This window comes from Bacillus sp. 196mf (assembly GCF_003217275.1).
In the GTDB taxonomy this organism is placed as follows: domain Bacteria; phylum Bacillota; class Bacilli; order Bacillales; family Bacillaceae_G; genus Bacillus_A; species Bacillus_A thuringiensis_S.
On sequence record NZ_QJTG01000008.1, the window covers coordinates 129,262 to 155,101 of the forward strand.

A 25,840-nucleotide genomic window follows, 5' to 3' on the forward strand; every position below is an offset into this window, starting at 1 on the left:
ATTCGCTTCTTTTTGAGAATGAACCTTTTAAAAACATTAAAAAACCCCCTTCATTTTCCTACCAATGAAGGGGGTCTTTCTTATCGTTTGCTACGCCAACTTTCATTATGCCCAAGATTTGCACCTGTCGCTACTTGCACATCATATAACATTTCACTAAAGAAGCGTTTATCTACTTCTTTTGGTACAATGCGTCTTTCATCATCAATTTCATCGTATTCATATGAACCACGATTCACTGTACCTGCTTTATAAAATTGAATGTCAAATACACATACATCTTCTTCATCTTCATAACCAATCGGCGCTCCGCTAAATGACAATTGCACTCCTAATCCGTTACAAGTATCTTCTTTGTAAAATGTATAATACACACCGCCATCTTGAACAGATCCACGGATCCATCCAAGCTTCGTCATCTTACCGAATAACGAACGACCATTTAGTAAAATACCACCAAATCTCTCAATAGCACTCTCATCATTCTCTTCTACTACAAACACTGGACGCTCAATTTGTAGGAACGGCTGAACAATTCCCGCACTTTCTAATTGCTCTTTCCATAATTCCTTCTCCGCCCCAGACAATTCTAACGGATGAACGAAACCAATAACAGTGCCAAATGAAAGTTCATAACTCTTCCCTTCAATTGTACAGAACACGCCACCTTCTGCATAACTGAATGCGTTCAGCAACTTCCCTTCCTTATACTCACCCCAAATGAGTGAAATAGAAAATTGCTTCATAATTGAATTATCCATAAATACAGACTTCCATGCATTATGTGACCAATAACGCTTTAACGAAAGTGCCGCTTCTAATCGTTGTTTTTGCATTGAAAGAGTAGTTCGGAGCTCCTTCTTTAAAGAGGCTAATTCTTTTTTAGCCTCTTCAGCCTTTTCTACATCATCTTTTGCATTCGGCTTTGGAAGTGACTTCATACGTTTTCCTTCCTCTGTCTCTAATTCAATTTTTGACTCTGTAGTTAAAATGGCAGTAAAACTTCGATTCCCGAAATCAATTATCTTTTCACCATGTATAGTAAAGCCAAGGTCCGGCACCAATTGATCTTCCAGCTCTTCCTCTGTTATACCACGTGTTTTCGCAGCAAGACTTAGGGCTTCTTTTGCTGCATTACGTACTTGCTTATGTTTATATTTAAATGCTATTGCATGAATAGACATAAGTGCAAGCTTAGATGAAGACAAACCTAAAGCACGAACGGCATCCGCTGCTATCTTTCCTCTCATTTGAAGCACCCATTCATCAATTTGCTTTATAAGTATGTCGACCATTTTGTCGTCACTATACATTCCGTATAACGAAAGAATTCCACGCTTCTTCACATCTGCGTCTTGAGAAATCCATATTTGATATATTGTTTGCACATATTCTTTTAAGTCCTCTTCATTTAAAGCTCTACCAATTACTTCTGCCGTTTCTTTCTTCTCAATAACAGCATCTGAAATATACTGTTGTAAATAGGCTAACGGAATTGCAGCATCAGCAATTTCATTAGAGTCACGTAAACGGATTTGTGGCTCATCCCCAATCAATTGCAGAAGTGAATTTCTTGTTTGTTCCGTTAAAATACGTGCACATAGTTCTTCGATCTTTTCTTCCTCCGTTTGAAATAAAAACGACAATTTTCCTGCGAAAGATGCATTTTTACTTTCTTGCAAAGCTTCCTGTACAAGTTTCGTATATTTTTCAAGCTTATACTCTATTAGTATTTTCATCACATTTTCACGAACAATCTTCTTTTTATTATGAAGTTCAACTGCTACATCTGCTGCAGCTTCTATATCTTTTGAAAGCAGTTTAACTACAGACTCACGCATTTTTTTAGATGAATCTCCTAAGCTTTTAATTAAAATCGGACGCATTTTAACCATGTTATCCTTTGCTAACTCTTCTAAAATATATGCTTTTGCCATAGCAGAATACTCATCAAACCGTTCAATTATATATGCTTGTTCTTTTACAATTACACAAACAAGCGCTTCCTTCGCCTTATTTCTCTCTTCACTGTAGCATGCAGCTTCTTCAACTGCATAAGCGATAAGTTTTTCCTTACTTAACCCATACGAAAGCAGATCTTCTAATACTTGTTTCGGCTCTACTCCTCTGACAGAACATTCGTAAAGAAGTTCGTATAAATTAACACTATCATCATCTCCAAACTGTAGTGTAAGTACAGCTTCCCTTTTCGCTACATCATCTATATCCCAAAGAAGCGCAACCTCTAACACCGGCATACCCCAATACATACTTCTATATTTCGGATTTTTAAGTATTTGCTCCATATCCTCAAGTGACAACTTCCCTAGTAAATAATCACAATATGTATCCCGCACTGTAGACAATTTAATTTGCAAAGCAGCAACAAAAAATTCTTCTCGCATTTTCCCTCTATTTAGCTCATATCCTTTTTCGGCTAGCGTTCGTACGATGATGAGATAATTCATTTTACTTACATATTGCAAAGTTTGTTGAATAAATTCAGGGTTTTCCTCCAACATAAAGCATAGCAATTCATATTCATACGTCTTACAAAAATCCTCACTATTCAAATCATGTTGCCTTAGACGATGCGCAAAAAATCTTTCCTTAGAAATCCAAAACTGTGTACAAAAACTTTGAATTTCTTCATACGTTTCTCTATTTACACTACCAGTTTTTTTGTGGTTTTGAGACTGAACGAGAGTGTGACACATATAACGTGTTGCATAGTTTATAAAACCCCAAACATTTTTCTTCGCCAATATCTCAATATATCGCCTCGCAACATTCGAATGTTTATGAACACAAAATAATAGCCGCCAAATATGTTCCGGTAAATTCCCACCTATAAATACTTCACTATCATCTTCACCTTTTAAATACCGTTTAACTGCTTCAACCTTTTCCTTTTCCTTTTCCCCTAGCAGTTTCAATATAAATTCTGTATGTTCTTCTAACCTCTCATTCAATAAAGAACTATATGTACGAAACTTTTCATACTCTACATCAAACATTACGAGAAGTAATGTTAATTGCTGCTTAGTTGGTAAAGTATGTAATTGTTCCTCTATATAGTTCGGTTTCTCTTTTGTTAACTCTCTAAGAAAAACATCTGCTTCATTGACGTAACTTGAAATACTAGATAAATACCTACATGCAATTGCTACAAGTTTGTCCAAAGGTAGTGCACTTTTTTCTAAATAAACCTTCATTTTAGAAAAACTGACATGCGCAAAACGGACTACAAGAACATTTAATAATTGCTCCTCGAGTATATGATAAAATAACCGAAAGAAACCCGGATCTTGTTTATGTACTTTCCTAAAATCGTTTATAAATCGCTCCGCAAAATCGCTTCTTTTTTGATCACGAATCGTCGTTAGTTCAATATCTTTTAAAATCTCTTCTTCTTTTGTCTGTAAATATCGTAGTGATAATTGTTCCTGTTCTTCTATCATATTAATATATTGAAACAACTCAGATGTACTAGTAGTCAAACTTTGTACCCCCGCATCTTTTTATCTATTATAAAAATACCCTTATTTAATGGTAGTATAGCATAAAACCCACAAAAACGAACGTACATTCTACATTAAATTAATTTAAATTAAAATACACTACTCAACATACATTTCCTTCTCTCTAAACTTCCCATTACACACTTCTCCCCACTAAAATCCTTTAACTTTTTGCTACACCAATTCCTCAAAATCCCCTTCACATAAGCTAACGTTTTCTTATTATTTTCAAACGCAATTTTAAGTGCCACTAACACTTTCTCTCCAGAAAATCTTTGTATCCAATTCTTCAATTCTTTCACAATATATGGGGATAAACTACTAATATTTTGTTCATAAAACTTATAAACTTCACTATTTGGAACGTTCTCTTCTATACTTTCTACCTCTTCCGCTTCTTCTTTCTCTTCAATAACTACTTGTGAACTACTATTATCCTCTTCTTTTGGCATACCAAAATGCTGCAATAATAATGGAATCGTGTATTCTTCTTCAAGGCATTTACGTAAAAAGATATGTATGAACTCATTACTTTTTACAGTCTTTAACTCACGTAATACGCACTTTTCTACATTCGTATTTGAAATAGGGTTATAGTGTAACCAGTTTATTATCAATACCTCTTTCGTTTCCGTATCATATAAAATCTTTCCATACTCAACAAACCTGTTTAGCAACTTCTCAACAGTCTCCATACTATAACCTGTTTCAAGCTCTGCCACACGCTTCGGTAATATGTAAATACCACATTGCTTCGTTTTCGTACCAGTTAACAAATATATGTAAAAATAACGCTCCTCTGGCGTTAAATCTAATATGAATTCATCTTGCCAAAAGTTCACCTGCACATTACGGTATACCGCCATATGTTTCCCTCCACTCTTTGCTAGTAAATAGGAAGATTTTAATCCTTCATTATAAAAATAGGAATGCGGGAATGGTTTTGGCATTCGAATTACAATTTTTTTTACTACTACAACGCCGGTTTCATTTTTTCGTGCTTGTTTTGTTCTTGTAGTTGTTTTTGTTTTTTCTTAGTGATTTATTACTTGGTAGGGACTTATGAGGGGCTTATGAGGGGCTTATGAGGGGCTTATGAGGGGCTTGGAAGGGCATTCTGCATTACAATCTATGAAATACAATTTGTTCTTCCTACTAAATAGGAGCTATTCCAAATTATTATTTTGGATAGCTCCTTTCAAATTCTTCTTATTTTTTACTTCTACCAATGTCAGCTTCTACATACAATTTATTCTGCTATTTGCAGGCAGTAAAACCCTCATTTCAAAATTCGGTGAATAAACTGCTCGATTGCAACGCGAGTGGCCCCACTGATTAAAGTTTTATTTTTGCATTGAATCTAACATCTTCACAATAAAAGCAGCTGCCTGACCACGAGTCGCTGTACCTCGGGGATCAAACTCATTATTTCCAACACCATTAACTACCTTTAAGCTGTATAATCGTTGAACCGATTCTTTATATGTTATTAAATGCTTATCTGTAAATGGTAATGCTACTAACTCACCTGTAATTCCTTTGTATCGTAATGCTTTGTCAATCATAATAGATACTTCTTCACGAGTAATTGGTGAGTTAGGATCAAAAACCCCTTCACCACGACCATTAATAATTCCTGCACTTGCACAACGTTTAATACCGTCATGAAGTGATGGATGTGCCTCATTAATATCTACAAATGACTTATTTCCCTCTGGTAGTTTAAGAGCATTCGAGATTAATTTCGCAAACTCCGCTCTCGTTACATTTCGATATGGCGCAAATACACCATTGCCTTCGCCTTGCATAATACCTAGACTGTTTAATTTACGAATATGCCCTTCAAACCAGCCACCTGTAATATCATCTTTTGGTTTTTGTACTTCTTCCTTAGGCTTTTGTACCTCTTCCTTTGGTACATTGTAGTTAATTTTAATCCAACTTGGGTCATAGAAAATCCATTCTCCATTACCTACTTTATACCAACCATTTTTAACCGCTAATACTTTGTAACGATCTCCGTTTGAAGCTTTACGTACAACACGATGTTCAATACCCGCATCACTACGTACATTGATGCCACTACCATTTACCACTAGTTCCATGCTAGGTTCAGCTGGATTATTTTCATTTGGATTAAATGAGTCATTTTTATCTTGTAAAGGAGTATCAATCTGCGCATTTATATTTGCATACCACTGAATTCCTTGTACGAAACCAGCCCAATTACCACGTGAAATTAAAATGTCAGGACATTTTTTCCCGCTCCATTGTTGATGCTTGTAAATATGATCTGCACCAATTCCTTCTTTGTTCATTAAATAACCCGCAAGTCGTTTTGCATTTTCTAAAGCTTTATTGTAATCACCGTCTTGGTTAACCGCGATCTCGATACCGATAGACTCCCTGTTTCCTGATCCATCTCCATCTCCTGCATGCCAACCGTTTTCGTTTGTTGGTAAGTGTTGATAAATTTGTTTATCGTCTACTGTAAAATGCCATGAAGCTGTTCGGAACGTCCCCTCTGTTGCTTGTTTATACAAATATTTCGCATGATTTTCAGCATTAGCACCAGCGGCCGTATTTGCCGTCTCATGGATTGTAATGTAACGTGCTTTCATCGGATTTGCAGGACGAATATCAGAGTTTCCTGCTGGAACAATCCACTCTACAAATGGAACTCCTGCAAGTGTTCCATATTTCTTCGTACTCGGTGCACTATATTGAATACCTCTTGGCTTTGCAACAGGTTTCATTTGACGATCAGATCCATCATTTCGACCATCTACAGATTCAAATGCCTTTTCAATATTTAAAATAGCTTCCTTTTCTGCTACTTGCCCCTTCTTTGCATCTTTCATTTTGTTTAATTCTTCTGTTTCATCATGTTTATGCTTATATTCTTCTAAAAGCATTTTTTCATTTTCAGATACTTCTGCTTCGTTAACTTGTACATAATCAGGAACTTCCAACTTGAAATTAGAATAATTTAATCCGCTCGTTCCATGTTCTCCTTGGGCAATATTTAGTTGATCAGTTTGAGCTTTGTTTATCTCTTCTGCTGATGCTGATAAAGGTACACTCCCTAAAATCACTAGACTTGTTGATAGTGCGATTACTTGTTGTTTGATTGTCTTATTCATTATTATAAATAGATATACACACATTTTCGCCGTGTATATATCTCAACCTCCTTTTGTTGTCACATTAATTTTAAAAATACGAATCTATTATGTACTTCTAATATATTTTCTTTTTATTTATATATTTAAATTATATTATTTTATGCCCGTTAAGAAAATATTTATATGTCATACCTACAAATGAATTTCATCTAACATACTTTTTACAAAATCCGTCAACAAAAATTATTTTACAACTAATTACCAATACCGTCAAAAGCATTTTCAACAATCCACACTTTAATAGCTATAGTAAATGCTATTTCTTTCACATTATATACTATTACAAATTATCTTTAACTTGTCCGACAATTTCGTTTATCGTATTTCGATCAAACTTATCACTAATTTCGTATGGCTCACGATCTCCTACGAATTGCACGCCTACAATATCATTGCGATCCTTACCGTATTGCACTTCAATAATAGATCCACGCTCTATTTGTTTCCAAATGAGACCTACTTCATCTTTATTATCTAAAATAATGCAGTCTTCAATATTTTCATCAATCCCAATTAACTTGTTATCATCTATATATCCAATCTCGTATTGTTGCCGTTCTTTCGCTTTTCCGCTTACTAGTATACCTTTGCTACCATATGAGTAATCCGTATAGTCCTTTTTCTCCTTTTGTACCCCTTTCGGCTTTTGTGCTTCAGTTTTTTCAGCAGCTCCACAACCTGTAATAAGACTGATTGGCATAACCATAGTTAATACTACTCTAGTAAATTTCTTTATCATTTATAACTAACCTCACATACTTAATTTAAAATGCTATTTATTTCCTTATTATAAAATAACATGATAATACAGAGAAAGAGCCAAAGATAAAATATTATTTACATCCGTATTGTCCCTCCCTTTACATTAATATAGTACCCTCATAAGTATGAATAGCTAGGCTTTCAAAATTAATACGGGAATATTATAGAAAGTAGACATCCTACTCACATACGATTAGTATTAGAATTGAAAATATATAAACTAGATGATTACTTATATTAAGGAAGGAAGTGCACAGCTATGGATTTTAAAACAGTCATGCAAGAGCTTGAAGCCCTTGGTAAGGAAAGAACAAAAAAAACATACATCTCTAACGGTGCACACGAGCCGGTTTTTGGCGTAGCTACAGGTGCTATGAAACCAATCGCTAAGAAAATAAAAGTAAATCAAGAGTTAGCTGAGGAACTTTATGCTACAGGTAACTACGATGCTATGTACTTTGCAGGCATTATTGCAGATCCAAAAGCTATGAATGAGTCTGATTTTGATCGCTGGATGGACGGGGCATATTTTTATATGCTATCTGATTATGTGGTAGCAGTAACTTTATCGGAGTCAACTATCGCCCAAGACGTTGCGGATAAATGGATTGCAAGTGGGGATGAGCTACGAATGTCAGCGGGCTGGAGTTGCTACTGCTGGCTTTTAGGAAATCGCAAAGACAATGAATTTGCCGAAAGCAAAATTTCCGATATGCTTGAAATTATAAAAAATACAATTCATGCTGCGCCAGAACGAACAAAATCTGCTATGAATAATTTTATAAATACTGTAGCAATTTCATATGTGCCACTACACGAAAAAGCAGTCGAGACTGCAAAAGAAGTTGGTATAGTTGAAGTAAAACGTGATAATAAAAAAAGCAGTTTGTTAAATGCTTCCGAAAGTATTCAGAAAGAAGTCGATAGAGGAAGAGTTGGTTTCAAACGTAAATACGTTAGATGTTAGATTATTAAAAAAGGTGTCAATCAAGAAAGATTGGCACCTTTTTTTAATGTAGAAGTAGAAAATGAACTACCTCCCTAAAAATCATTCATTTCCCTCTTTACAACTTATATGTTAGAAATTTCTTCTTTCACTTTATACACCCTATCTCTTTTCTCATCTTTTTTAACAAAAGTAAGCTTTCCTTCTGTAACAAAGCCTTCCAACGCTAAGCATACTTGTCCATATGCTTTTGGCTTATTCGTTGTAAATCTTTCGTCTGATATTTTACCAGATCGTATTAACTGTTCGCATAGCTCCAATGCACTTATTTCTTCAGAATCCATTAATTCCAATATATCTTTTTGCAATGCTGATAAAGGTGCAGGTATTTCGGCTACCTCTACCTTTTCTTTTTTATCTTCTTTTTCGTCTTCAAATAAATCTTCAAATGAAATTTGATTCATTACATCTTTTCCTTTCTCATAACGAATTTGCTTAACATGAACTGAACCCTATATGTACTAGAACTTTTACATTTAGTTATTGTTATGTAGTCCTTACCTCTTTACATAGATTTTATAACTCATGTACATTATTTTAAGTAGTATATTTCCATTATACCAAATATACGTTCTGTCATCTATTGTAGAATTCGTTATTACTGAACTGAAATCAATAGTGAATATCCGGTGCACAAATCATGCAAACAAAAAAATGCTAATCGCATTGTTTGAACTACTTCCACATGTCTATCAAGCTAAGAAAAACGAACATCCAAAATAAAAAAGCGAGGTTACTATTGTAGTACCTGAAAAGCAGGCAGTCTTTAAGGCTTAGTTAAGTAAGTATTCTATGTTGTGAATGAAAAAGGATCTGATATGAATATCAGATCCTTTTTCATTGCTTCTTTTATAAATGTAACTTTTTTATACATACATCGTTTCACACGATAACTGGTTCATACGTGCTTACATTATCATACACTGTTTTCGCAATTCTAGGAGGAAGATTAACACACCCTCCAAATCTGACTTTTTAATAGAATCAAAGTGTATTTTTACTTACCAGACTTAATTTTTTCGTTATATTCTTCTAAAGTTAACCCTTTTTCTTTTAGATAAACAGCAACTTCTTTTCCTACATAACGATAGTGCCATGGCTCATACTTAATGCCAGTAATATTCTCTTTATCTTTTGGATAGCGGAGAGTAAATCCATACTCTGCAGCATTCTTATCTAACCATTTGAATGCATCGGTAGTTTCAAATTTTGCATTTAAATCTTCTACAGTATTCTGCCATTCAACTGAAATAATGTCTAACGCTAATCCAGTATGATGTTCACTTGCACCAGGATACTGAAGATATTCCAATGCTTTAGCACTAGCTTCTTTGTCCGACAAACCTTGAGATTTATAGCTTTTAACTGAAGCATCATAATACGTTTGTTGTAATTTTATAGCTCGATAACCTGATCTTAAATAAAGATTGATTCCCTCTTTTTTTGCAGCTGCTACCATATCCTGATAGGAAGTTGCAATTCTACTATCTATTTTCATATTCGGCTTAGCATTTTGGGTAATACTTGTTAATTCAATTCCTAATTCCTTTGATAACATATGCTCTCTATTTACAAGAATAATTCTCCAATCATTAGGATCAGAGATAGGTAAAACATCTTTTTTATTCGCATGTATCTCTTTTTTATTTTTATCGTTATTATTAGTAGTTTCCTGAGATGTTTGCTTTCCACTACAAGCAGCAAGACTCCATCCCATTGCCAATACCAATGCTAAAATTATAAATTTTTTAATTGTATCTCATTCCCTTTTTGTTTATTAGTCTTTATACCAATTTCCCAACACGTCTCTAGGAATCTCCTTGAAATCCTTCAAAGAAACGGGGCCGACAAATTTTTTAATTCCATGTTTTTTAGAATCTTCATCCGAATAATCTTTTAAAAATTGAATTTTAAATTGTTTCTTACCATCAGCGTAGTCGGTTACTGTCGGTACGATTGCCGCTTGTCGTATACCAAAAGTTTTATCTTCATACTTAACAAATTGTACATAAGATAATCCTCCAACCAATGTTTCTAATTTTTCTTGCGCAGAGATAAGATTTCCAAGAGAATAATAGATTAGCGTTTCATGTCCATCTTTATTTTGTTTCCACTCAATTGGTTGAATTACATGTGGATGATTTCCAATTACTACATCTACACCTAAATCTGTTAAATATTGAGCAACTTCTTTTTGTTGCTTTGAAGGTGTAGATGTATATTCTACTCCCCAATGCACCATAACAATCACCATATCAGAGCTATTCTTTGCCTTTTCCACATCATTTTGTATCGCTTTTTTATCAATTAAATTTAAAGCCCAAGACTTATCAGCCGGAATTTTAATTCCATTCGTACCATATGTATAATTTAGTAACGCAAAGCGAATACCATTTTTTGTAATCGTTTTTATTTCATTACGCTCGTTTTGACTCTCATTAATGCCTACTGGGATAACAGCCGGATATTTCTTCCAGTATTCTCTTGTATTCGCAACACCTTTAATACCCATATCCATAGCATGATTTGTCGCTTGAGTCACTATATTGAATCCAGTGTCCACTAAAGATTGGCCTACTTCTTCAGGTGTATTGAAAGTCGGATATCCCTGTACTTTTAGATTATTTCCTGCAATTGGAGTCTCCTGGTTCACGATAGCAAGATCACTTGATTTAACAGCTTTTTTGATATTTTCATAAATATAGTTATAATCATATGAACCGTCTTTTTGTTTGCCATCTTTAATTACTGCGTCATGATATAAATTATCACCCGTTGCTATTAAATTCACAACCGATTTTACTTTTTTATCTTCCGTAAAATTAGGAGACTGTTGGATAGGACTCTTCTCTACCCAATTTGGTGCTTTTAATGATGTATCTATATTAGATTCAGCCGGTGGTAATGAAGCTTTAGATGTCTTAACATCTGTATTACCACAAGCAGTTAAAAGCACTAAAAAAATAAGGCATAATAAAAAAAACTTTTTACTTCTCTGTAAAGTATCTAACATGTGATCCTCTTTTCTGTTTTATTACTTATAACCAGTTCTAACAAATCATTCTTTAAAACAACGTATTTTGGTTTTACCCTTAATTATGGAAGGACACTCTGTTACATCTGCTTCGGAATATACAGATAATCATTTTCCATTCTCTAGCAATCTATCAATTCCATCAGGATGTCGACTAGTTTCATATACCTGTTCCAATTGCAGTAACTCGTTTAATCTAAACAAGATAGAAGAATAGTTCATATAGCCTCTTCTCTTGCTTTACGTTTGTGAGTGGCTCCAAAAAGAGGGGATCGTTGCTGTACCCCCTTTAAATATTATGGAATCTTTGTAACTAATTTCTTTACGTTAAGCGACAAACATTATACCGATAACAATAAGTAAGACCCAAGAACTTATTTTACCAATATACGAAAAAAGTAGCAATCTTTTGACCCATATAATGAAGCCAATTAGGAGAAATGAAAGGGAGATTCATTTTAATTAATTCCTTCCTTCATTGATTAATAAAAAAACAAGCCACCCAGCTATTGGATGGCTCTATACGATAAAGAGAATTTGTTATTGGATTACTTCAATTTCCCTTCAAAAACAATCTTCCTACCGCACGGCTCAACTACTGTTTTGCCGTCTTTCTTTACTTCATGAAAGATCGGCTCTTCCATACGACGAGACGGAGCGTAGCCTTCTTGTTCCATACGTGCTAAGCAGTCTGTAATTGTTTCATTTTCAAGTACTTCAAATTTCTTTTTATTAGGTTGTTTTGTCATGCCCTAACCTACTTTCTATTTTTCTTGATGCGAATTGATTCTTCATGTAGACCATGTATAACATTGCTAGAATTCCCATTATAATCATAACCGCAATAAAAAAGCTTGTATACTGTATTTTTTCTATAAATACGCCGCCTAATACAGGCCCCATAATACTTCCTAAACTAAAAGCGATTCCGGATAATATATTACCTGCCGGTAGTAAGTGTCTCGGTAATAAATCAGTCATAAATCCAAGCCCTAAAGAGAAACACGATCCAATAACCATACCCGCTAAAAGCATGCAGGCAAAGACGATCCAGTAATATTGATCAAATACGGCGGCAAGTAGAAAAATGCCCGTACTTATGCTAAACGTCCAGGTTAATATACGATCCCTTCCGTATTTATCACTCAATATACCGAGCGGAATCTGTGTAATAATACCCCCAACTGCAAATGCTGGTAATAAGAAGGATACATCTGAAACAGACCACCCTTTACGAAGTGCGTATACTGGTAAGTTACTATTTAACATCGCCTCAAGTACACCGTATGCAAGTGGTCCTAGTAACGCAATCCATCCTAATCCAACAACTTGTTTATAACGAGAAAATGATGATTCACTCTTCACTTCTCTTTCATCTTGCGCTGGGAATGCATTTTTTGTTGGTAATAGTAACAGCCAACCTATTAGACAAAGTATAGTAGATATAATAAATGGCGTTGCAAGACCGTACTGTACAGTGCTTGCTAAATACGGACCAACGGCAAAACCAATTCCGAAGAATACACCGTATATCGATACTTGTCTCCCTATTTTACTTGGGTCCGATGTTGTCGTAATCCATGTTTGTGTTCCGACATGAAGCATATGATCTCCGACTCCAACTAGAAATCTAAGGATAAACCATACCCAAAATGAAAATGTTTGTGTAAAAAAGAATAATGAAATAATAACGAGAAACCCACCTATAACAATAATTGGCTTCATTCCAAACCTTTGCATCGGTTTTTCAAGAAACGGCGAAATAACTAATATCCCGATGTACAATGCCGTCGCATGAATACCGTTAATACTTGAACTAACCCCTTCTTGTTCAAAAATCATTGCAATGGCAGGTAAGAGCATTCCTTGTGATAAACCAGAAATTGCTACAATCCCAACCATAATCCAAAATGTAAAACGCATTGACATCCTTTGTCCCTCTCCTTCTCACGCTTCCACTTTTCATTATAAACTGTTTTTTCAAATGCGTGTACGAATATTCACAATAAAAAAGAAGCTAAAAGAATGAACCTTTTAGCTTCCTACCCTTCCCAAACTTGCGCTTTCACATTGTAATGAAAGTGTTTAAAATATGGATTTTCATAAAATGAAGATCCATATAAGTAATGTTGCATATGAGCTGTTAGTGGCTGCTGCATTTGTAAAGGGACTACAGCTGGTGAAACTTGCATATACATCGGATCTATCATTATTTTTGTATAGATATGATGATCATATGGCGAATAAGCGATTAAGGATGGTTTATGCATTGATAATCTCCCCTTATACATACAAATGTTATAGTATATGCAAAACTTTTCATTTTGGGGATTCTTTCTATTCTAGCCAATCTTCTACATGTTTTATAAATACATCTAAACAATCAATAAACGGTGAGTGTCCGCAATCTTCTAACACCTTCAACTCTGCATTTGGCAAATGTTTCGCTAATTCCTCACCGACTACTTGCGGTACGACATAATCTCTATCACCTTGTATGACAAGCGTTGGAGCTTTAATATGATGAATTTGCTTACTTCCCTCTACAACCCCATTATGTTCATCTGAAATATTAAATGTAATGAGCGCATAATTCACATCTACGAAATTACGTTGCGTTAACATATCATCTAAATACTTTTCATAACGGTCCGGTTCAGGTTGATTATGTGTATATATTAATAGATTCCATACTGTACGGTAATATAGTTTGTTCATATTTTTTATCGCGTCTAATACTGGAGCGATTTGTACTGGATCTTGCGCAATTTCTTCTTTCGTCTTTACTAAACTTGATACGATTGGCTGCCCATTCGTATCTTTTTTAAAGATTGGGTATCCTTTCATTCCTACTGATTCTACTAAAATTAACTTTTCTACAAAAGTTGGGTGATTCGCTGTAAATTGCATCGCAACACCACCGCCCATTGACCAGCCCATTAATGAGAATTTCTCTAGCTTTAACTCGTCGATAAATAATTTTACATCTTCTGCAAAATCTTGTAATGAATCTATCGACTTATTATATGTTGATTGTCCAAATCCTCTTAAATCAAGAGCGTAAATATGATATTGATCTTGCAACTTTTCAATGACTAAATCCCAGTGTTGTGACGATGTCATGTTCCCGTGAATGAGTACAAGAATATCTGTATTTCGCCTTCCAACTTCCTGATATGCAATCGTTTCTCCGTTCGATAGTGAAACAAACTCCATTGTTGCAGGCTTAATCATCACAAGTTCCCCCATTCTATTTAATAGAAAGAAAATTCTTTACTTAATTAAAGAATAGCACGTAGAATATACGTTCGCAACATAAAACCTATAAGAATTTTTTACATAAATCAACATGTCTATTACTAGACAATTATTATAAAAAAGTATATAGTTAGCTAGGTAACTAATTTGAAAGGATCAAAATACATGGACGAAAAACAACATTTTTTTCATATGGTCAGCCAGACTTCTCGAAAGTTTACGAAGAAATTTAATGAACGTGTATCTCCAACTGGGTTATTTAGTGCGCAGTGGGCTGTTATTTTCCGCATTAATCAAACTGGTTCTTGTACGCAAACAGAATTATGCCAATATTTAAATGTTGAATCACCAACGATGACTCGTACGTTAACACGTATGGAAACGATGGGATGGATTATTCGTACAGAAGGTAAAGATCGCCGCGAGAAGCTCATTTCTTTATCCGAAACAGCGATAAAGATGATTCCAGTATGGCAAGAAGAAGTTGATACTTTCGAAGAAAAAACGCTAGAAGGTATTAATGAAGATGATTTACATCAAGCATTTCAAGTGTTACAACAAATTATTAAAAATTTAGATTAAATTGGAGGGATGACGATGCAAAGTGAGAAACTTTGGACGAAGGATTTCCTCGGAACTTGTTTTAGTAGTCTATTTCTCTTCTTAACATTTTACATGCTTATGACTACTCTGCCTGTCTATGTAATAGACGGCCTAAAAGGAAAACCTGAGGAAATTGGTTTAGTTGCAACTGTGTTTCTTATTTCTTCTGTTTTATGTAGACCATTCACAGGAAAATGGCTCGATGATTTAGGAAGAAAGAAAATATTATTTATTTCACTTTCATTATTTTTAGCCGCTACTGTTATGTATTTCGGTGCGCAAAGTTTATTCTTATTACTTGCCCTTCGCTTCTTGCACGGTATTGGGTTCGGGATGGCAACGACAGCTACCGGTACGATTGTAACTGATGTTGCGCCAGCTCATCGACGAGGCGAAGCACTTGCATATTTCGGCGTATTTATGAGTCTGCCGATGGTAATTGGTCCTTTTTTAGGTTTAACAATTATTTCTCATTTTTCGTTTACTGTTTTATTTATCGTTTGTTCCGTATTTTCATTACTTGCATTTTTATTAGGACTACTTGTAGATATTCCGCATGAAGCACCTGTGAGCAAACAAAAACGTGAAAAAATGAAATGGAAAGACTTAATCGAACCATCTTCTATTCCGATTGCACTTACAGGATTTGTTTTAGCCTTTTCTTATAGTGGTATTTTATCCTTTATTCCTATTTATGCGAAAGAACTCGGTTTAAGTGAAATTGCAAGTTATTTCTTTATTGTATACGCACTTGTTGTTGTCATTTCTCGTCCATTTACAGGAAAGATTTTTGATCGCTTCGGTGAAAATGTACTCGTTTACCCCGCTATCATTATTTTCACAATCGGAATGTTCATATTAAGCCAAGCACAAACTTCATTTTGGTTCCTTGGCGCAGGTATGCTAATCGGTTTAGGTTACGGAACATTAATTCCGAGTTTCCAAACGATTGCGATTTCTGCTGCTCCAAACCATAGACGTGGTTCTGCGACAGCTACGTATTTCTCATTCTTTGATAGTGGTATTGGCTTTGGTTCTTTCATTTTAGGTATTGTCGCAGCGAAATCTAGTTATCATAATATGTATTTTATCGCAGCTATTATCGTTGCTTTCACTTTACTTTTATATTATGGATTACACGGACGAAAACAAAAATTCAAGAAACAATCTACAGACGGAAAAATTTCCGCTTAACGTTAATAAGGAAAGTAAACTTCCCCGTTTACTTTCCTTATTTTGTATTTCTTTCAAGACGAGCGTATACTTATAGTAGAAATAAAAAGGAGGGCCATATATGAAACTAAAAAAATCTCCCCTACTCTTACTTATACTAACATTCATATTTGTAATTACAGGACTTGGGTTTACTTACTTCAAACAAAATAAAACGACCCCATCAAAACATAATGTGACAAAAGAAAACTGGTTAAATGACCCTTACTTACGTTGGTCGTATACACATATGAAAGAATTCACTTTAGTTAATGACGTAAAAATCAATCCTGACCAAACTGCTCACTTCCCTTCCGCATTGCAAAACTTAGACGATTTTGCTGTGGAGCGTAGATTCGGAAATACAACTCCTCTAAAAAAACTTTTAGACGATAACAAAACAGATGCTTTTGTCGTTGTACATAATGGACAACTTGTTTATGAACGATATTTCAATGGGTATAAACAGAATGAACCTCATGGTATGGCATCATTAGCAAAAGTCTTTACCGGGGCAATTATACAATCTCTCGCTGAAGAAAATCGTATTGATTTAGAGAAAACAGCTGACACTTACATAAAAGAATTAAAAAATACACCGTTCGGAAAAGCGACACTTCAGCAATTAATGGACATGCAAGTTTCAGCAGAATACCCGACCCACGGATATGAGCAGCCTGGGCTAGAAAATCAAGATGCACAATTATATTTAGCTAGCAATATTTTACCCCGCGGCAAAAATTACGACGGTCCGATGAAAATTTATGATATGTTACGAGAAGCCGAAGAAACTGCACCGCCTGGTTCTTCCTTTTCTTACAATAACGGATCAACAGAAACGCTCGCTTGGATTACTAGAACTATTACTGGTAAATCACTAGCTGAAAATGTAAGCGAACGAATTTGGTCTCAAATTGGTATGGAAGAAAACGCGTATTACGTTACAGATGAAACAAAAATAGAACAAGCAAGCGCTGGCTTAAATGCAACTGCTAGAGATATGGCGAGATTCGGGCAATTACTATTAAACAACGGGGAATATAACGGAAAACAAATTCTCCCTTCTTCTATTACTGAAGATATAAAAAATGTCCAAGAAGGTGAACTTGCAATTGGCCCTGGAGCTTCCATTTCTTATCATAATCAATGGTGGATTCCCCACAATGAACAGGGTGCTTTTGAAGTGTTAGGTAGTTACGGACAAACACTTTACATTGATCCGAAAGCAAATATGGTAATTGTCCACTTCTCTTCTAACGCTACGCCAAGTAATGAAATACATTCAGTTTACTCAAATATGTATATTGATATTGCACATCATTTGGAGAAGCTTCCACGGTAGTGGAAGCTTCTTCTTATTGCGTTGTTTTATTTGAAACCACTACCCTCATCACGGTTATTCATAATGAAACTTTTTATTAGCAATCCAATAATACGTTACGAAGAGTGTCAATAAAATCCACACTATAGTTAGTAATCCAGTAATTATTGCGTTTGAATTTACTACCCCCGTGACTAACGTTTCCATTGCATACTTACTCATACCGGCTGGATTAAGCTGATCCATTATTGGATTCAAACCGACGATTACTCTGCAGGCTAAAAGGAATACAATTGAAATTAATGCAATAATACCTTGACTGTGAAAAATAGCACTTATCATTGTTGTGAAAGATACGATAAAAAGAACCCAAATTAGATAAAATAGTAATCCAGTAATTAGGTGTGCAAATGGAACGGCAGTAAAAAGAAAATTTACATATAGATAAGAAGCTACGTATCCAATTGTTACACTAAACGCTACCATTAAATAGTTTGACACTATTTTCCCACCTACATATGAAGTAACAGTAACGGGCCTTGTTAAAATAAAGGCCAACATACCATTAGCTTTATCTGTTTGAATTGCACCCATCATAGAAATCACTAGAATCATAAGTCCAAGCTGATCAAACTGGGATCCCAAAGTACTCGCTAATACTTCGCCCCCTTTTTGCGTTGCCATACTCGGATCAATGGTAATTCCCTGTCCTCCACCTAACGCTTCTAAAATTGATGGCAAATAATGAATTACTATCGGTTGTGTTGCGCCTAAAAATATAAAAACAATTGGTAGCCAAATAATCTTGAAATCACGTAACATTTGAACACATTCTTTTTTTATCAATACAATTGAGTTATTCATTTTTGCACCACCAAATTCAAGAAGATTTCTTCTAAAGTATCGTTGCTCATTTCAAATTTAACGATGTTCACTTTCTGTTCGAGTGCATTTTGCAATAACATATTTTTATTTATTTCAATACTTTCAACCTTCACTTTGATTTTAAGCCCAACCACTTCAACGTCCTTCACATACGGTAATTTTTTTACAATTTCAATCCACTTTTGATCTTTTGCTGTTATTTCAATCATTAATTTATTTTCACTATTACGATGTAAAAGTTCCGTAATCGTTGTATCTTCTATTTTTGTTCCATCTTTTATAATGACAAATCGTTCACAGATTTCTTCTGCATCGCTTAAGATGTGGGTTGATAATAAAATGGTTGTATCTTTTTTTATTTCTTTAATCAGATTCAATACTTCCCGCCGGCCGATCGGATCTAATGCGGATACTGGTTCATCCATGACAATAAGCGAAGGTTTATGCAATAATGCTTGTGCAATACCAAGTCGTTGTTTCATTCCACCAGAAAATGTACTAACCTTTGCATTTTCTTCTTCCTTTAGTCCAACTTTCTCCAACATTTTTGGAATCGACTTTGACAATTCTTCTTTTTTCAACCCCGAAAGTTGGCCCATAAAGGTAAGTGTTTCTCTCGCTGTCATCCAATGAAAAAAATTAGGATATTGCGGTAAATAACCAATTTCACTTTTCATTTTTGATATTTTTATCCCATTCAATAAAACTTCACCAGCAGTTGGATGAATAATATCCGAAATTACTTTTATTAATGTGGATTTCCCTGCTCCGTTCGGTCCAATTAATCCGACGCATTCCCCCGCTTGCAGTTCCATCGAGAAATTATTCACAGCAATTTTTCCTTTAAATGATTTTATTACATTTTTAATCTCTAATTTCATAATTTCTCACTGTCCTTTCTCCCTATAACAAAGTACAAGATAGGTCCCAATATATTAACGAAAAGAATAATTAACGTCCATACAAGTACATTTTTTCTTGTTTTCCTATGTCGATATAAATCAATGAATGCAATTAAAACTAAAAGTGCTCCCACTGCAATAACTGGTAATATAATGGGTAGAAAAGCCATAATATCAATGTCTTTAAGATCATTCAATCCATAATGTATTTTCATTGTCATCACTCCTTTTAAATCTCATTATCATTATTGATAATGATAAAATAAAAACGGATGGATTGCAATCATTATTCTCATTATTTATAATGAGAATAAAAAACAATACATAAGGTGATATAATGAGTAATAAAGTTGAAATTTTAATGCATCCGGTAAGAATGAAAATTTGCCAAGTGTTAATGAGAAATAAAGAAGATGGGTTAACACCATTAGAAATGGTAAAAATCATTAAAAATGTACCACAAGCAACACTATATAGACAGCTACAAACTATGGTTGATTCAGGTATCGTTCATGTAATTAAAGAAAAAAAGGTAAAATCTGTTTCTGAAAAATATTACGCAATCAATGAAGAAGATGCAAAAATTGAAGGAAGTGAATGGAAAGGATTATCTGATGATGAAAAGTTAAACTACATTTCCTATTATCAGTTATCACTTATGACACAATATCAAAGTTACCTTAAGAAATTAGAGGAACAAAACAGTCAAGAAGATAAGGCTACTTTTTCTGTAGTAGAATTAAAGCTAGATGAGGAACACTTTGAAAAATTTCAAAACGAACTTAACGAATTAATGATTAAATACTACAATAACCAAAGTAAAGATGACGAAATAGAGGCTCCGATTCGGACCGTTGCTATTACAATTATTCCAGAAACTTAAATTTAATCGATATAAAAATGCAAATCAATAATCTTAACTAAATCCTGAAAACAGGATACTTCTCAAAACATCTAAACCATCTGCTTCCTATATTCTCTTTAGGAGCTAGGTGGTTTAATTTTTCTTGAATTCGCACACAAATGTAGTAATGAATGTATTATTTTTGTTATCTTTTATAAGTAGAAAGCTTCATCTTTTTAATGAAGCTTTCTATCACTTTATTAAAAAGATAATAAATTAATCGTTTCCTTTAAAACACTTCCCTTACAAAGATTGTCTGTTCATATTGGTCGAAAATTTCTTCTATAGATGAAAATAAAGTTTCTTCCGGGATGATGAACTTTATTTTTTGACCATTTTGCAACAGTTGCTTTGAAGCAAGCTAGTAACCTTTCTCTATACTATCCCTATAAGTGCTACCCCATTTCCAACCGTTTTCTTCTAGTATATTAAAAGCAGAATCTGATACAAGGCTCTATATCAACCTATCAATAAATTACCACTCTATAAATATCTGAATTTTCTTTGCATTAAAGGTTATCTCCCAAACAACCTCGAATAATTTTAATACATATACATAAGGAGGTTGATCTATTTTGTTTCGTTCCTTTACAAATGGTTGCGTCGCCTTAGTGCAACGCTTCTTGCCAGAACCGTTTATTTTATCATGTTTACTAACTGTTTTCGTTATCTTCTTTGGTATGTTTGCGACTCACCAAACACCTGTAGAAATGATTAATCACTGGGGTAATGGAATTTGGGGACTCCTTGCCTTTTCTATGCAAATGGCACTTGTACTCGTGACTGGATCTGCTTTAGCAAATGCTCCTCTTATTAAAAAAGGATTAACGAAAGCTGCCAGACTACCAAAAACGAATGGCCAAGGCATTATTGCCATTTCAATTGTAAGTTTACTTGGTGCATACATAAACTGGGGCTTTGGAATTATTGTATCTGTTTTATACGCAAAAGAAGTGGCAAGGCAACTGGACGGATTAGATTATAGACTAGCAATTGCCTCTTCTTACTCTGGATTTCTCATTTGGCATGCCGGTCTTTCTGCCTCTATCCCTCTTACGTTAGCAACAGGCGGTGAAACGTTAATTAAAACGACTGCTGGAAGTATTAAAGAGGCGATTCCGATAACAGAAACGTTATTCTCACCATACGCTCTCGTTCCAGTTATTATTTTTCTCGTTACGATGCCTCTCATTAATAAAGCGATGCATCCAGATGAAAAACATACGATAACTGTAGATCCTAGCGTGTTCCATGAAGAAGCTGCTGCTCAAGAAGTAGAAAATAATACGTTCGCTGAAAAGATGGAAAATAGCATTATTATTACACTTTGCGTTGGATTGTTAGGTCTCATTTATATTTTCAATTACTTTTATACGAAAGGTTTTAACCTTACTCTCGATATCGTGATTTTTATGTTATTAATTGCAGGTCTTATTTTCCACCGTACTCCGATTCAGTATATTCGCGCTTTTTCAGACTCTACGAAAAGTGCTTCTGGCATTTTACTTCAATTTCCGTTTTACGCAGGAATTATGGGCATGATGATTGGAGTAAATAGTGAAGGACTTTCACTTGGAGGAGCTATTTCTAATTTCTTTATTAGCATTTCAAATGAAACGACTTTTCCGCTCTTTACATTTTTAAGTGCTGGCATCGTTAATATTTTCGTTCCATCTGGTGGCGGTCAATGGGCCGTGCAAGCACCAATTATGATTCCAGCTGGCGCTGAACTTGGTGTACCTGCTGCAAAAACTGCAATGGCCATTGCGTGGGGCGATGCTTGGACGAATTTAATTCAACCTTTCTGGGCATTACCAGCATTAGCGATAGCTGGTTTAGGTGCTCGTGATATTATGGGATTTTGCGTTGTGAACTTACTATATGCAGGTTTTATCATTAGTCTATGCTTCTTATTTATTTAAACGAAAAGCTAGTTTTATACTAGCTTTTTTACATAATAAATCATTTATTTCCCATGCAATTTATAACTGTATTCCACTCTATGTCCTTAAGATGTAATGACTCAAATGCAAAAAAATCTTCGCAAATTTTTCCAATCAGGTGTGGATGTTCCCTCAAAAAATTCCACTGTAATACTTTAGGAAGAAAATGCATTTCATATTCTTTACTTCCCCGTACTACCTCATCAACTTCTCTTTCACAAATTCCCCTTATTAAATAATCATTTCTTAACTCTATTTGAATTTGTTGAAATGTATCGCTGCATTTTTTCAATTGAAGTAAACACGTAATATACTTCCGAAAAAGTTCGTTATCATACTGACAACAGTTTATAATACGATCGACTTCATTCATAATGTACGAGCCTTTTCTTCTATTTGTAATAACCATTTTTCGCGCTTTGATACTTTACTCGTTTTCACAGATTGAAAAACTGACCGTTTTATATCACGAATGCCACAAAAACGTAAAACACCTCTCTTCATCATAATCCAATCTGCTGATCGATATAACAATGCGACGTACCATAGAGGCGAGTCTAACGTATTAATAACCCACGTTTTTTTCCTTTGCAATAATCCTTTCGGCAGAGCCCCTTCATATTTATAAGCAAATCCAGCTACGAAAATACGGTCAATAAAACCTTTTAAAATAGCTGGCATCCCCCACCACCATATCGGATATATAAAGAGAAGTGTATCTGCTTCTTCCACTAATTTTCTATACCGCGCTGTCTCTTCTTCATTTATTAAATCACGTCTTTTCTTCTCTTCATTGAATACAAGTACCGGATCAAATTGTTCCTTGTATAAATCAAGCAACGTAACCGAATGATTTGTTTCCTGTAGCCCTTTTTGCACATGCTCTAAAATTGCCCCGTTAAAACTTGAAGGATTAGGATGAGCGTATATAATCAGTACGTTCACTACAAAACAACTCCCTCTATCGTTAAAGTTACCCCTTCTTTAATAACTTCTCTACAATTTGTACGTTTTTCGAACTTTGCAACAGTCGATTTAATACAGTAAGTAACTCTTCTTTTTCTAAATCTTTCAGTTTCTCTTTAACTGCACTCTCACCAGCACCTTGAATATCATAAACAACTGCCGCCATATGTTTACAATAATTTTCATACGGACATTCGCAACTACTTTTTGAAAAATCTTCGAGATCGATAACTACTTCATAATTCCCTGCATTTCCAGTAACGAAAGCAAACACTTTTTTATCTTGTATTTCAACATCTTCTACATGTCCATCTTCATAATATTCATATCCCTTATCTACAATGTACTTTGGGATCCATTTCGTTATATCTTTTAATAAGTAAGCGTACATAATTGTACCCCTTCCTTTAATTCCCTTTTGACTTCAAAAATCCTGCATGTTATTCTAATTACTGTTAAGTAGCAAGTCTACGTGACAAAACGACTGACACCTATTCGGCGAAGGTGTCTCTTTTCATTTGCAGCCGATACGAATTGCCTCTTTCAGGCACATTCAATTTTTGACACTACACACTCAACACCATTCCCTGTATCAGGCTGCTTAAGCAGTCTTTTACTCTACATACTCCGTTATTAAAAAAAAAAGAGAGCTTAGCTCCCTTTTCTCGCCTTATAAAATACCCCTTTTTCAGTATAGAGATATTCATCAGCTAATGTAATTTTCCCATCCAGTTTCAGTTCATCTAATAGTCTTGATAAATAAAATTGATGTAACATCTTTTTCGTGAATTTTCCTTCATGATGCGAAACGATATGTTCTTGAATATCTAACAATGATATTGGCTTATCTTGCTCTATCATATATTCATAAACTGTACTACGCAGTTTTACGTATTTTTCGAGTGTCACAGCAATGCGCAACCCCTTTCTTCTTAATATAAATTTTCGTAATCGGTTTTTTTGCAACAAAAAAACCTCTCCGATAAGAAGAAGTTACGTATATATCTTCGTCTTATCTCCCAGAACAAATATGTTCTGCTGGAATTAGCACCTGCATCGCGGTTGCTGGGTTTCATCGGGCCAGTCCCTCCACCTCTCTGGATAAGAAAATATTCACTTAATTCTTACTATACGTAATTTCATTTTAATTGTCAAACAAATATAACAAATAATATTTTCTTCTTTACTGTTCATACTATACATATATGAATATGCAAGGAGGATTATGAAATGCATCAAAATGCTCGCGGATATGTACAAGATTCTTTTCAATCATTACAAGAAGCAAAACATTGTTTAGAAGAAGCACTACAGACTGTTGAAAAAGATTTTAATCGCGCTCGTATTGAGCAATCCCTTTATGCGATCGAACAAGCTATTCAACGCTGCGATTACACCGTTCACATTTTAGAACAAGATTGAAAAAACTTCCCATCATAAGGTGGGAAGTTTTTTCAAATGGCATACTTCATAATTATTGCCGTTATGATTAAAAAATATACAGAATTCACAATTTCTAAAATCCCTACTTTTATAATAGAAATTTTTTTGCCATACAATATAATGGCTCGAATGACACTTGGTATAAAAATAAGGGAGCACCACGGATTAATTGCAAATACAATGATTGTTAATAGAATATGATAACCCCAAGATATAAAACGATACTTCGGATTATTTTTCTCACGTATCATCGTTTTCACATAAAACGTACTACCTAAAAAGTATAAGAATGAAATAAGTGCAATGAATAATGCTGTATGATCGATTTGTTTCATTGAAAAATAATAACTAATTAACCCACCAACACAAAACACAATGATCGCACAAATATCATTTAATAGTGCTCTTTCATTTTTTTGACGAGCGTAATACATATTCACTATAAATAATGGAATCATTACTATTACGAATAAAAGAATTCGCCACTCATATAATAAAGAAATCATCCCAAATAGGAACGCGATAGTAAAGTAAACAATAGCAGCATGTAAAAATTCTTTTTTTCTTCTTTGCTTTATGTACGTAAGAAATGGATACGTGGCTAAATAGATAAAGAACCATGCTATAAACAATGGAATATGATAAATAGTAGGTTTCCCAAGTATGATACTTAATAGAAAAGGTATAACAAGCATAGCCCATGCACCATGTTGCTTCGGAATAACTAACTTCATTAACTATACACCTCCCTTTTGAAAAGAGTTCTCACGTACTATTATACAAATAATTTTATATAATAGCGGATGCATATTGAATCTATTTTTTGACAAAAAAATGCTCCTTACAATATGTAAGAAGCATGAAAGAGGCAAACGAATATGTAAGTCGCGACCCT

Annotated in this window: 26 protein-coding genes and 1 riboswitch; of the genes, 7 read left to right on the top strand and 19 right to left on the bottom strand. The window is 34.5% G+C overall.

Annotation, left to right across the window (positions count from 1 at the left end; genetic code table 11):
• Positions 1-80: 80 nt before the first annotated feature.
• The 4 genes from ATL10_RS14065 to ATL10_RS14085 all read right to left on the bottom strand — a co-directional run bounded on the left by ATL10_RS14065 (position 81) and on the right by ATL10_RS14085 (position 7,445).
• Complete coding sequence (locus ATL10_RS14065; protein WP_110497043.1) at positions 81-3,500, bottom strand: DUF4132 domain-containing protein; 3,420 nt, start codon at positions 3,498-3,500, stop codon at positions 81-83.
• Between the two features lie 110 nt (positions 3,501-3,610).
• Positions 3,611-4,387 (bottom strand): DnaD domain-containing protein, encoded by a 777-nt coding sequence (locus ATL10_RS14070; RefSeq protein WP_110497078.1) that lies wholly within the window; start codon positions 4,385-4,387, stop codon positions 3,611-3,613.
• A gap of 477 nt (positions 4,388-4,864) precedes the next feature.
• On the bottom strand, positions 4,865-6,664 hold the full coding sequence (locus ATL10_RS14080) for an S-layer homology domain-containing protein (RefSeq protein ID WP_025117791.1): 1,800 nt from the start codon (positions 6,662-6,664) through the stop codon (positions 4,865-4,867).
• 322 nt (positions 6,665-6,986) lie between these two features.
• Positions 6,987-7,445 (bottom strand): hypothetical protein, encoded by a 459-nt coding sequence (locus tag ATL10_RS14085; protein ID WP_090977585.1) that lies wholly within the window; start codon positions 7,443-7,445, stop codon positions 6,987-6,989.
• Positions 7,446-7,727: 282 nt separating this feature from the next.
• Here ATL10_RS14085 and ATL10_RS14090 point away from each other — a divergent pair, with 282 nt between their 5' ends.
• Positions 7,728-8,435 carry a DNA alkylation repair protein gene (locus ATL10_RS14090; protein WP_098015227.1) on the top strand — a complete coding sequence of 236 codons (708 nt, stop codon included), beginning with the start codon at positions 7,728-7,730 and terminating at the stop codon, positions 8,433-8,435.
• Between the two features lie 104 nt (positions 8,436-8,539).
• Here the strand turns inward: ATL10_RS14090 and ATL10_RS14095 are convergent, their stop codons facing one another.
• The 7 genes from ATL10_RS14095 to phaZ all read right to left on the bottom strand — a co-directional run bounded on the left by ATL10_RS14095 (position 8,540) and on the right by phaZ (position 14,742).
• Positions 8,540-8,878, bottom strand: a complete 339-nt coding sequence (locus ATL10_RS14095; RefSeq protein WP_110497045.1) for a DUF3895 domain-containing protein — start codon at positions 8,876-8,878, stop codon at positions 8,540-8,542.
• A 593-nt stretch (positions 8,879-9,471) separates the two neighbouring features.
• A complete protein-coding gene (locus ATL10_RS14100; protein WP_000241993.1) occupies positions 9,472-10,203 on the bottom strand; it encodes a M15 family metallopeptidase in 732 nt (243 codons plus the stop codon).
• A gap of 48 nt (positions 10,204-10,251) precedes the next feature.
• Positions 10,252-11,487, bottom strand: a complete 1,236-nt coding sequence (locus ATL10_RS14105) for a CapA family protein (protein ID WP_110497047.1) — start codon at positions 11,485-11,487, stop codon at positions 10,252-10,254.
• A gap of 569 nt (positions 11,488-12,056) precedes the next feature.
• Positions 12,057-12,257: an NETI motif-containing protein gene (locus ATL10_RS14110; protein WP_000166303.1), complete on the bottom strand. Its 201-nt coding sequence runs from the start codon at positions 12,255-12,257 to the stop codon at positions 12,057-12,059.
• Positions 12,241-13,437: an MFS transporter gene (locus tag ATL10_RS14115; RefSeq protein ID WP_000062798.1), complete on the bottom strand. Its 1,197-nt coding sequence runs from the start codon at positions 13,435-13,437 to the stop codon at positions 12,241-12,243. The genes ATL10_RS14110 and ATL10_RS14115 overlap by 17 nt, the downstream gene beginning before the upstream one ends.
• A gap of 113 nt (positions 13,438-13,550) precedes the next feature.
• The gene (locus ATL10_RS14120; RefSeq protein WP_000549497.1) at positions 13,551-13,778 is read right to left on the bottom strand and encodes a hypothetical protein; all 228 of its coding nucleotides are present in this window, start codon (positions 13,776-13,778) and stop codon (positions 13,551-13,553) included.
• A 67-nt stretch (positions 13,779-13,845) separates the two neighbouring features.
• Positions 13,846-14,742 carry an intracellular short-chain-length polyhydroxyalkanoate depolymerase gene (phaZ, locus tag ATL10_RS14125; protein WP_000594875.1) on the bottom strand — a complete coding sequence of 299 codons (897 nt, stop codon included), beginning with the start codon at positions 14,740-14,742 and terminating at the stop codon, positions 13,846-13,848.
• Between the two features lie 189 nt (positions 14,743-14,931).
• On the opposite strand from phaZ, the gene ATL10_RS14130 reads away from it, so the two are divergent.
• From ATL10_RS14130 to ATL10_RS14140, 3 genes are all read left to right on the top strand, one after another.
• Positions 14,932-15,348 carry a MarR family winged helix-turn-helix transcriptional regulator gene (locus tag ATL10_RS14130; protein ID WP_142669959.1) on the top strand — a complete coding sequence of 139 codons (417 nt, stop codon included), beginning with the start codon at positions 14,932-14,934 and terminating at the stop codon, positions 15,346-15,348.
• A 15-nt stretch (positions 15,349-15,363) separates the two neighbouring features.
• Positions 15,364-16,563, top strand: a complete 1,200-nt coding sequence (locus ATL10_RS14135) for an MFS transporter (protein ID WP_001190321.1) — start codon at positions 15,364-15,366, stop codon at positions 16,561-16,563.
• A 100-nt stretch (positions 16,564-16,663) separates the two neighbouring features.
• Positions 16,664-17,923, top strand: coding sequence for a serine hydrolase domain-containing protein (locus ATL10_RS14140; protein WP_110497051.1), 1,260 nt, complete (start codon positions 16,664-16,666; stop codon positions 17,921-17,923).
• Positions 17,924-17,977: 54 nt separating this feature from the next.
• On the opposite strand, the gene ATL10_RS14145 is transcribed toward ATL10_RS14140, so the two are convergent.
• Genes ATL10_RS14145 through ATL10_RS14155 form a run of 3 tightly spaced genes read right to left on the bottom strand, consistent with a single transcriptional unit; the run spans position 17,978 to position 19,904 of the window.
• A complete protein-coding gene (locus ATL10_RS14145; RefSeq protein WP_061660432.1) occupies positions 17,978-18,766 on the bottom strand; it encodes an ABC transporter permease subunit in 789 nt (262 codons plus the stop codon).
• Positions 18,763-19,668, bottom strand: a complete 906-nt coding sequence (locus tag ATL10_RS14150; RefSeq protein ID WP_000763099.1) for an ABC transporter ATP-binding protein — start codon at positions 19,666-19,668, stop codon at positions 18,763-18,765. Before ATL10_RS14150 ends, ATL10_RS14145 begins: the two co-directional genes overlap by 4 nt.
• Positions 19,665-19,904, bottom strand: coding sequence for a PLD nuclease N-terminal domain-containing protein (locus ATL10_RS14155; protein WP_000690914.1), 240 nt, complete (start codon positions 19,902-19,904; stop codon positions 19,665-19,667). Before ATL10_RS14155 ends, ATL10_RS14150 begins: the two co-directional genes overlap by 4 nt.
• 122 nt (positions 19,905-20,026) lie before the next feature.
• On the opposite strand from ATL10_RS14155, the gene ATL10_RS14160 reads away from it, so the two are divergent.
• Complete coding sequence (locus ATL10_RS14160) at positions 20,027-20,572, top strand: transcriptional regulator (RefSeq protein ID WP_000066851.1); 546 nt, start codon at positions 20,027-20,029, stop codon at positions 20,570-20,572.
• A 596-nt stretch (positions 20,573-21,168) separates the two neighbouring features.
• Entirely contained in the window at positions 21,169-22,515 is a 1,347-nt protein-coding gene (locus ATL10_RS14165) for a short-chain fatty acid transporter (RefSeq protein ID WP_000490008.1), read from the top strand.
• Positions 22,516-22,555: 40 nt separating this feature from the next.
• Here the strand turns inward: ATL10_RS14165 and ATL10_RS14170 are convergent, their stop codons facing one another.
• The 4 genes from ATL10_RS14170 to ATL10_RS14185 form a co-directional block, all read right to left on the bottom strand.
• The gene (locus tag ATL10_RS14170) at positions 22,556-22,909 is read right to left on the bottom strand and encodes a hypothetical protein (RefSeq protein ID WP_001006466.1); all 354 of its coding nucleotides are present in this window, start codon (positions 22,907-22,909) and stop codon (positions 22,556-22,558) included.
• Positions 22,906-23,481 carry an NAD(P)H-dependent oxidoreductase gene (locus tag ATL10_RS14175; RefSeq protein ID WP_072939069.1) on the bottom strand — a complete coding sequence of 192 codons (576 nt, stop codon included), beginning with the start codon at positions 23,479-23,481 and terminating at the stop codon, positions 22,906-22,908. Before ATL10_RS14175 ends, ATL10_RS14170 begins: the two co-directional genes overlap by 4 nt.
• Before the next feature lie 28 nt (positions 23,482-23,509).
• A complete protein-coding gene (locus tag ATL10_RS14180) occupies positions 23,510-23,893 on the bottom strand; it encodes an SWIM zinc finger family protein (RefSeq protein ID WP_000271532.1) in 384 nt (127 codons plus the stop codon).
• Positions 23,894-24,153: 260 nt separating this feature from the next.
• Complete coding sequence (locus tag ATL10_RS14185) at positions 24,154-24,471, bottom strand: hypothetical protein (protein ID WP_002094089.1); 318 nt, start codon at positions 24,469-24,471, stop codon at positions 24,154-24,156.
• 40 nt (positions 24,472-24,511) lie between these two features.
• Positions 24,512-24,610, bottom strand: a riboswitch (SAM riboswitch).
• Positions 24,611-24,732: 122 nt separating this feature from the next.
• On the opposite strand from ATL10_RS14185, the gene ATL10_RS14190 reads away from it, so the two are divergent.
• On the top strand, positions 24,733-24,924 hold the full coding sequence (locus ATL10_RS14190; protein ID WP_000554029.1) for a hypothetical protein: 192 nt from the start codon (positions 24,733-24,735) through the stop codon (positions 24,922-24,924).
• 32 nt (positions 24,925-24,956) lie between these two features.
• On the opposite strand, the gene ATL10_RS14195 is transcribed toward ATL10_RS14190, so the two are convergent.
• Complete coding sequence (locus tag ATL10_RS14195) at positions 24,957-25,679, bottom strand: YwiC-like family protein (RefSeq protein WP_072939075.1); 723 nt, start codon at positions 25,677-25,679, stop codon at positions 24,957-24,959.
• Positions 25,680-25,840: the final 161 nt, after the last annotated feature.